Origin of the sequence: Nostoc sp. T09 (assembly GCF_002154695.1) — a bacterium.
Classification (GTDB): Bacteria; Cyanobacteriota; Cyanobacteriia; order Cyanobacteriales; family Nostocaceae; genus Aulosira.
Genome location: NZ_MTAV01000237.1, coordinates 1 through 6825, shown reverse-complemented (window position 1 = coordinate 6825; position 6825 = coordinate 1). Strand labels below are relative to the sequence as shown.

At 41.2% G+C, this 6825-nt stretch carries 5 protein-coding genes and 1 pseudogene; all 6 read left to right on the top strand.

Annotated features, from left to right (window positions below):
- Positions 1 to 1095, top strand: a pseudogene (locus tag BV372_RS33235) (S-layer family protein); the annotation flags it as partial.
- A gap of 48 nt (positions 1096 to 1143) precedes the next feature.
- Complete coding sequence (locus BV372_RS33230; protein WP_256973602.1) at positions 1144 to 3783, top strand: CHAT domain-containing protein; 2640 nt, start codon at positions 1144 to 1146, stop codon at positions 3781 to 3783.
- A gap of 31 nt (positions 3784 to 3814) precedes the next feature.
- On the top strand, positions 3815 to 4069 hold the full coding sequence (locus BV372_RS33225; RefSeq protein WP_086691546.1) for a hypothetical protein: 255 nt from the start codon (positions 3815 to 3817) through the stop codon (positions 4067 to 4069).
- Positions 4070 to 4241: 172 nt separating this feature from the next.
- On the top strand, positions 4242 to 5087 hold the full coding sequence (locus tag BV372_RS33220; RefSeq protein WP_086691544.1) for a sensor histidine kinase: 846 nt from the start codon (positions 4242 to 4244) through the stop codon (positions 5085 to 5087).
- A 456-nt stretch (positions 5088 to 5543) separates the two neighbouring features.
- The gene (locus tag BV372_RS33215; RefSeq protein WP_086691542.1) at positions 5544 to 5972 is read left to right on the top strand and encodes a histidine kinase dimerization/phosphoacceptor domain-containing protein; all 429 of its coding nucleotides are present in this window, start codon (positions 5544 to 5546) and stop codon (positions 5970 to 5972) included.
- Positions 5947 to 6612, top strand: a complete 666-nt coding sequence (locus tag BV372_RS33210) for a response regulator transcription factor (protein WP_086691540.1) — start codon at positions 5947 to 5949, stop codon at positions 6610 to 6612. The genes BV372_RS33215 and BV372_RS33210 overlap by 26 nt, the downstream gene beginning before the upstream one ends.
- Positions 6613 to 6825 lie beyond the last annotated feature (213 nt).

Below are 6825 nucleotides of genomic sequence, written 5' to 3'. Positions count from 1 at the left end.
AACCAAAAAGCAGGACGGGGGAATGCGGGGAATGTGAATATCAAAGTTACTGGCGCTGTTGATGTTGTTGGAGAGAAAAATGGTATTCCTAGTGGGATTCGCAGCGCGGTGGAAACAGGAACAGTTGGGAATGGAGGTAATATTAGCATCGATGCTAGTGATTTCTCATTACGAGACGGCGCTCTACTTCTAGCCTCAACTTTTGGACAGGGGAATGCAGGAATAATCAAAGTTAATGCTACTGATTTTTTCACCATTTCTAGCACAAGTTTTAACCTTAACAGTGGCTTGTTCGTTAACTCCGAAAGCCCTACGGGTACTGCTGGAGATATTATTGTCACCTCACCTAAAGTTACCCTAGATAACAGTGGCACTCTCAAGGCCGAATCTACATCCGGTAATGGTGGTAACATCAACCTCAACAGCGGCTTACTCTTACTCCGTCGTGGCGCTCAAATTTCCACCAACGCAGGTAAAGCCGAAACAGGTGGAGATGGCGGTAATATCAGCATCAATTCACCCTTCATCGCCGCTGTACCCAACGAAAACAGCGACATTACTGCCAATGCCTTTACTGGTAAAGGTGGTAATGTTAGTATCACTACCCAAGGTATTTTCGGCATTCAAGCACGGGAGCAACTTACGCCTTTTAGCGATATCACCGCAAGTTCTGAATTAGGCGTACAGGGACAAATCACGATCGCTCAACCACAAGTTCAACCTCCACAAAAACTCATCGAACTACCAACAGGATTGGTTGACGCTAGTACAAAATTTGCCCAAATTTGCCCCAGAGATCGCAACGCTAAACCGTTGGGTAGCTTTGTTGTAACTGGACGCGGTAGTTTACCGCCCAATTCCTTTGAACCATTGACGGGTACAAGTAGCCTCAGTCCTTTAGCCAGTTTGGATGGGGAAAGTTTCAGCAATGTATCGAATGCATCCCCAATGGTAAATCTGCCGCCTACTTCTCAAATTGTTGAGGCGCAGGGTTTAGTGAAAACTGCTGACGGTAATATTATGTTGGTTGCCGAAGCACCCAAAGCAACACCTGCTGCTACTAGTAGTTCTGCGATGTGTCCAGTAGCTCAGTAAATAAAATTTTTTTATCTCACGCAGAGGCGCAAAGGCGCAGAGGGGAGTATGAAGAGAATTAAAAAGTTTGTGGTGTTGATGGTGATCGCTTTTATATTATGCATGACATCGCCAGGGTTGGCGCAAGTGATAAATATCGCTCAAGTTCCTAGTTTATCTGTGGAACAGCAAGCACGAAATTCATACGCTAAAGGTGAGTTTACAGAGGCGGCGCAGTTATTTCAACAAGCAGCGCAGGGTTATCAAGCCGCTAAAGATCCGATTCATCAAGCGCTGAGTTTAAGTAATCTGTCGCTGTGTTATCAACAGTTGGGACAGTGGGATAATGCGAACAGTGCAATTACCGAAAGTATTGCGCTATTAAATACTATAAAAGAAACAAAGCCGGAGAAATCGTTGGCGTTAGCTCAAGCGCTGGATATTCAAGGCGGGTTACAATTAACACGCGGTCAAGCGGAGGCGGCTTTGAAATCTTGGGAAGGTGCGACATCTTTATATACTCAGTTGCAAAAACCAAATAAGGTACTGACGAGTCAAACTAACCAAGCACAGGCTTTCCAAAATTTAGGTCTTTATAAAAAAGCAATTTCTCTACTGCAAACGGCGTTAAAGTTACCGCAGATTTCTAATAGTAATACTGAACAACTCAAACCATTAATAGAAACAGTGGCTGCAACACCAGAAACAGCAACAGCGTTGCAAACTTTGGGTGAGTCGCTGCGGGTTGTGGGTAATTTTCCCCAAGCTAATTTAATTTTGGAACGCAGTCTGGCGATCGCTCATCAGTTAAAATTACCCGAAATCATCACGTTGACGCAACTTAGTCTCGGTAATATTGCCCGCAGTCAAATCAATAATACTAACAATACTGAGATTAAAACCCAATCTACTCAAGATGCGTTGAATTTCTATCAACAAGCTGCTGCCTCTGCACCACTAAATTTAAAGGTGCAAGCACAAGTCAATCATCTCAGTTTGCTGGTTAAGACTTTTCAACTAGATGCAGCAAAAACTTTGTTAGCACAGCTACAACAAGAAATTGCGACATTACCACCGAGCCGTAGTGCGATCGCATCTCGGCTAAATCTGGCGCAAACATTGATACAAATGCAAAAGCAAGGTATAGGGCAGACTTCTGGGGAAGAAATTGCCAAACTCCTGGAAATAGCGGTTCAACAAGCTAAGGATTTAGGAGATGTACGGTTACAAGCTGATGCACTGGGTAGCCTGGGTAACTTTTACGAACACACACAACAGTGGGCGGAGGCGGAAAATTTAACTCAACAAGCACTGCAATTAGGGCAACAAATCAATGCAGGGGATATTGCCTATCGTTGGCAATGGCAATTAGGTAGAGTATTGAAAGCGCAAGGGAAAACAGAAAGTGCGATCGCAGCCTATAAGGAAGCCGTTGGTACAATTAAATCTCTGCGTGCAGACTTAGCCGCAGCCAGTCCCGATGTGCAATTTTCATTCCGCGAAGCAGTTGAACCAATTCATCGTGAACTCGTTGGCTTGTTAGTGGAATCCAATCAAAAAGATAATTTGAAAATAGCGCGAGATGTCATTGAAGGGTTGCAATTAGTCGAACTAGATAACTTCTTCCGCGAAGCTTGTCTCAACGGGAACCCTGCACAAGTAGATCAGGTTGATACAAAAGCCGCAGTAATTTATCCGATTATTCTTGAAAATCAACTGGCGATTATTGCCAGCTTACCAAAGTCCCAAAATAAAGCCGACACAAAAGATGAGCGTGATTTTCGCTACTATAAAACACTTATCAGCCGCCAAGAAATTGAGAACCTGGCAAGTAGGCTAGGAGAAGATTTAAAGCAATCAACAGCTTTTGATTTGGCGCGGCCCCAACTGCAAAAGATGTATAATTGGGTACTGCGTCCTGAAGCAAAAGATTTAGCCGCGAGTCAGGTAGAGACATTGGTATTTGTTTTAGATGGAGTTTTGCGGAACATTCCAATGGCAGCGTTACATGATGGTCAACAATTTCTAGTAGAAAAATATAGCATAGCTCTCACGCCCGGACTACAATTATTAGCGCCGCGATCGCTCAAACAAGAACGCTTAGGAGCCTTAGTAGCTGGACTTAGTGAATCTCGCTCTGGATTCACTGCCCTACCCAATGTCCAGAAAGAAGTAGAAAAAATCGAATCGGAACTGCCTTCTCAAGTTCTATTTAACCGAAACTTTACAAATTCAGCGTTTCAAAACAAAATTTCCGCCGTTTCCTACCCCATTGTCCATTTAGCAACCCACGGGCAATTTAGTTCCCAAGCGGATGAAACATTTATTCTCACCTGGGATGGCAAGATTAAAGTCAATCAACTTAGTAATGTACTAAAAACAGTCGAAATATCACGAGAAAACTCCCTGGAACTCTTAGTATTGAGTGCTTGTGAAACAGCAGCCGGTGACAATCGTTCCGCCTTGGGACTCGCAGGTATAGCAGTGCGTTCTGGTGCTAGAAGTACAGTAGCAACGCTGTGGCGTGTTGATGATGAAGCTACAGCAACACTAATGAGCCAGTTTTATGACCAATTAGTACAAGCAAATCGAACTGGTATCACCAAAGCAGAAGCTTTAAGGCGTGCCCAACTTGCCATCTTAAAGAACCCAGAATATAAATCACCATACTACTGGGCAGCATACGTGTTACTGGGAAATTGGACATAGGGATGAAAGGGCAGAGGGCAGAAGGGAAAAAATGTCATTCCATACAATCGCATTGCATCCCGATGCATTAACATTGTCACCCGATACAATCGCATTGCATCCTGATGCATTAACATTGTCACCCGATACAATCGCATTGCATCCCGATGCATTAACATTGTCACCCGATACAATCGCATTGCATCCCGATGCATTAATATTGTTACCCGATACAATCGCATTGCATTCTGATGCATTAACATTGTCACCCGATACAATCGCATTGCATCCCGATGCATTAACATAGCACGCTAATGTTTCCGTACAAAAGGGATAAGGAAGTTGGGGAAGCTGGGGGAGAGGGAAGAAATAACTATTGCCTTCTTGACAAATGCCCAATGCCCTATACCCAATGAATTGCATAAGTATTCCCCACCTAGAAATATAAGCAATTAACTGGAAGTTACGGAGAGAGTACTTTGGTAGAAGAACTTTACACACCCGAACAACTTGCTCAAATGCATAACTCTTTGTGGCAATGCGTCTTGCAATTTGCCAATCTCTCAGCAACGCAAGAACGCAACCGCATTGCACGAGATTTGCATGATTCTGTTGGTCATGCCCTCACCGGACTGAACTTTCAATTACAAACTGCGATGAAACTGTGCAAACTCGATCCCAATCAAGCACAAGAGTTTCTGACTGAAGCTCATCGGTTAGTGGCGATCGCAACTCAAGAAGTCCGCCAATCTGTGAAAGGCTTACGCAACGATCCACTTGCAGCCCAGTCTCTAGAAAAGCTAATAGAATCTTTAGTGCATGATTTTTATCAGACAACTGGCATTTTACCTGAAGTTGAGATAAATTTACCCATTGCCTTATCAACACACTTAACCGCCCCACTTTATCGAATTATCCAAGAAGCACTGAACAATATTCATAAATATGCTCAAGCAACAACAGTACAAATTTATCTCTACGCAACATCAACTGAGGTATATTTAACAATTAAAGATAATGGTCGGGGCTTCGATACTGGTAAAGTCTCAGGTGGTTATGGACTGCGGGGAATGCAAGAGAGGGTTGCAGTTTTACAAGGTGATTTCCAAATAGAATCGCAACCGGAGAAGGGTTGTTACATTACTGTTAAAATTCCTATGCAGATATCTCATATATCTGAGATACCTAAGATTTCAGAGTTATCAAATCTATCTGTAACATCAGAAATACCCTTTCCTCAAGAATCTGTTTCACTTAGCCAACCTCAGCCCGTCATAATTGGTGAATGGCAACCTTTGAATCTAGATGAATGGCAAGGCTTTTAATTAAGTAGAAGGCAGAAGGGAAAAGCCAGTTGCTATCAGGGTTTTAAACTTTTGTGTTTTACATTTAATTATGTCCATCTACTTACCAATAAATTAAGCTAACTGACAAAAAAAGGGACATCAGAAGACGGGGTGCGACATACAGCGAATTTCAAGTTAGTGAAGTACAGATCCTAAGCCTCAAACCCAAGCATAAAGACTGTTTTACTTCTGAATTCTGAATTCTAACTCCTGAATTCTGCTGTAAAAGCAAGACTTTCGCGATAGTTGGGTAATATCCAACTAAAGTCTTACAACTTTTGTATGACTAAAATTGGATAATCACAGACTTTTTATTGATGATATCAATTTCAGCCAAACTAAAGTAGTAAAATCACAATAACAGATAGTCAAACAATTAAAATAACGCTTTAATGATGGATGTACCATTTATTGTTTCAGTAAAGCGGCAAGATTATGATTATTGTTATTTTGTTAGCAATAAGTTATTTAATTCTAGTTTGGCAATTAATAAATACTCTATGTTTATACAGATATAGCTATCACCAATTGCTATTAATTGGAGAAAAAAACCATGAATTAATTAATTTCTATAAAACCTTGGGGCAGTCGATCGTGGCTTTAAATATCCAACTGCAAGTTGCACAAAAATTGTGGGAAATCAACCCTATACAAGCACAAGAATCCATATCTCAAGCCTACCAATTAAGTAGTGACCTCATGCAAGAATTACGGCAAGTTGTCAGAATTATGAATACTGTAGATTGGGTTGAGCATTCATATAGCACCGCCCACCAAAACCTGGATATATTGGGCAACGCAGTGGCTCTAAAATCTAAAATCCAAAATCTAAAATTTTATGATTCGCATATTACTTGTAGATGACCAAAGTTTAATTCGCCAAGGTCTCAAAGCTATGTTGAGCTTAGAATCAGACCTAGAAATTATAGGTATGGCAGAAAACGGAGAAGAAGCTGTCACACAAGTTGAAACATTACAACCAGATATTGTATTAATGGACGTGCGGATGCCAGTTATGAATGGCGCTACTGCCACCCGCATCATTTGCGAAAAATTTCCTAACATCAAAGTTTTAATTTTAAGTACTTACGATGATGACTATGATGTTAATGAGGCAATTCGCGCTGGAGCGAAAGGTTATCTCTTAAAAGATATGCCTTCTGAAGAGCTTGTTAACGCTATTCGCAGCATTAATCGGGGATATGCACAACTCGCACCAGGTCTTTTAGAACGAGTTGTAATCCAGAAATCACCCCAGCCAAGCCAAGCCGAATCTGTTCCCCCTGCATTAGCTTTATTAACACGTAGAGAATTAGATGTTGCGCGTTTAGTGGCAATAGGTGCAACAAATCAAGAAATTTCTGAAAAACTATTCATAACAGAAAGCACAGTTAAAACACATATTAACAGCATTTTTAATCGTCTTAATATTAAGAATCGATCGCAACTAGCAATTTATGCAAATTCTGTTTGTTTACCTAACAGGAATTTATTTAATGAATAGAGAGAAATAGTAAATTTTACTTATTTCTTCTATAATTGCTGGGCTTCTCAACTAGACCAGTCATAAATATAATCTTAGGTACAAAAAATGGTAGAACGGAGGTTTGAGAGCCTAGCGTTGGTCTACCATCATGAAAAATCCACTCCATTATATCAATACTCCGGACAGTTTTAAGTTGAGCCAATCGACAAGAAAGCTATCGATCCATTAGGG

Bases quoted from the DNA above. Each gene is read 5' to 3' on its own strand.
- BV372_RS33225 (WP_086691546.1), top strand. From the start codon at position 3,815: ATGTCATTCCATACAATCGCATTGCATCCCGATGCATTAACATTGTCA.
- BV372_RS33230 (WP_256973602.1), top strand. From the start codon at position 1,144: ATGAAGAGAATTAAAAAGTTTGTGGTGTTGATGGTGATCGCTTTTATA.
- BV372_RS33210 (WP_086691540.1), top strand. From the start codon at position 5,947: ATGATTCGCATATTACTTGTAGATGACCAAAGTTTAATTCGCCAAGGT.
- BV372_RS33215 (WP_086691542.1), top strand. From the start codon at position 5,544: ATGATTATTGTTATTTTGTTAGCAATAAGTTATTTAATTCTAGTTTGG.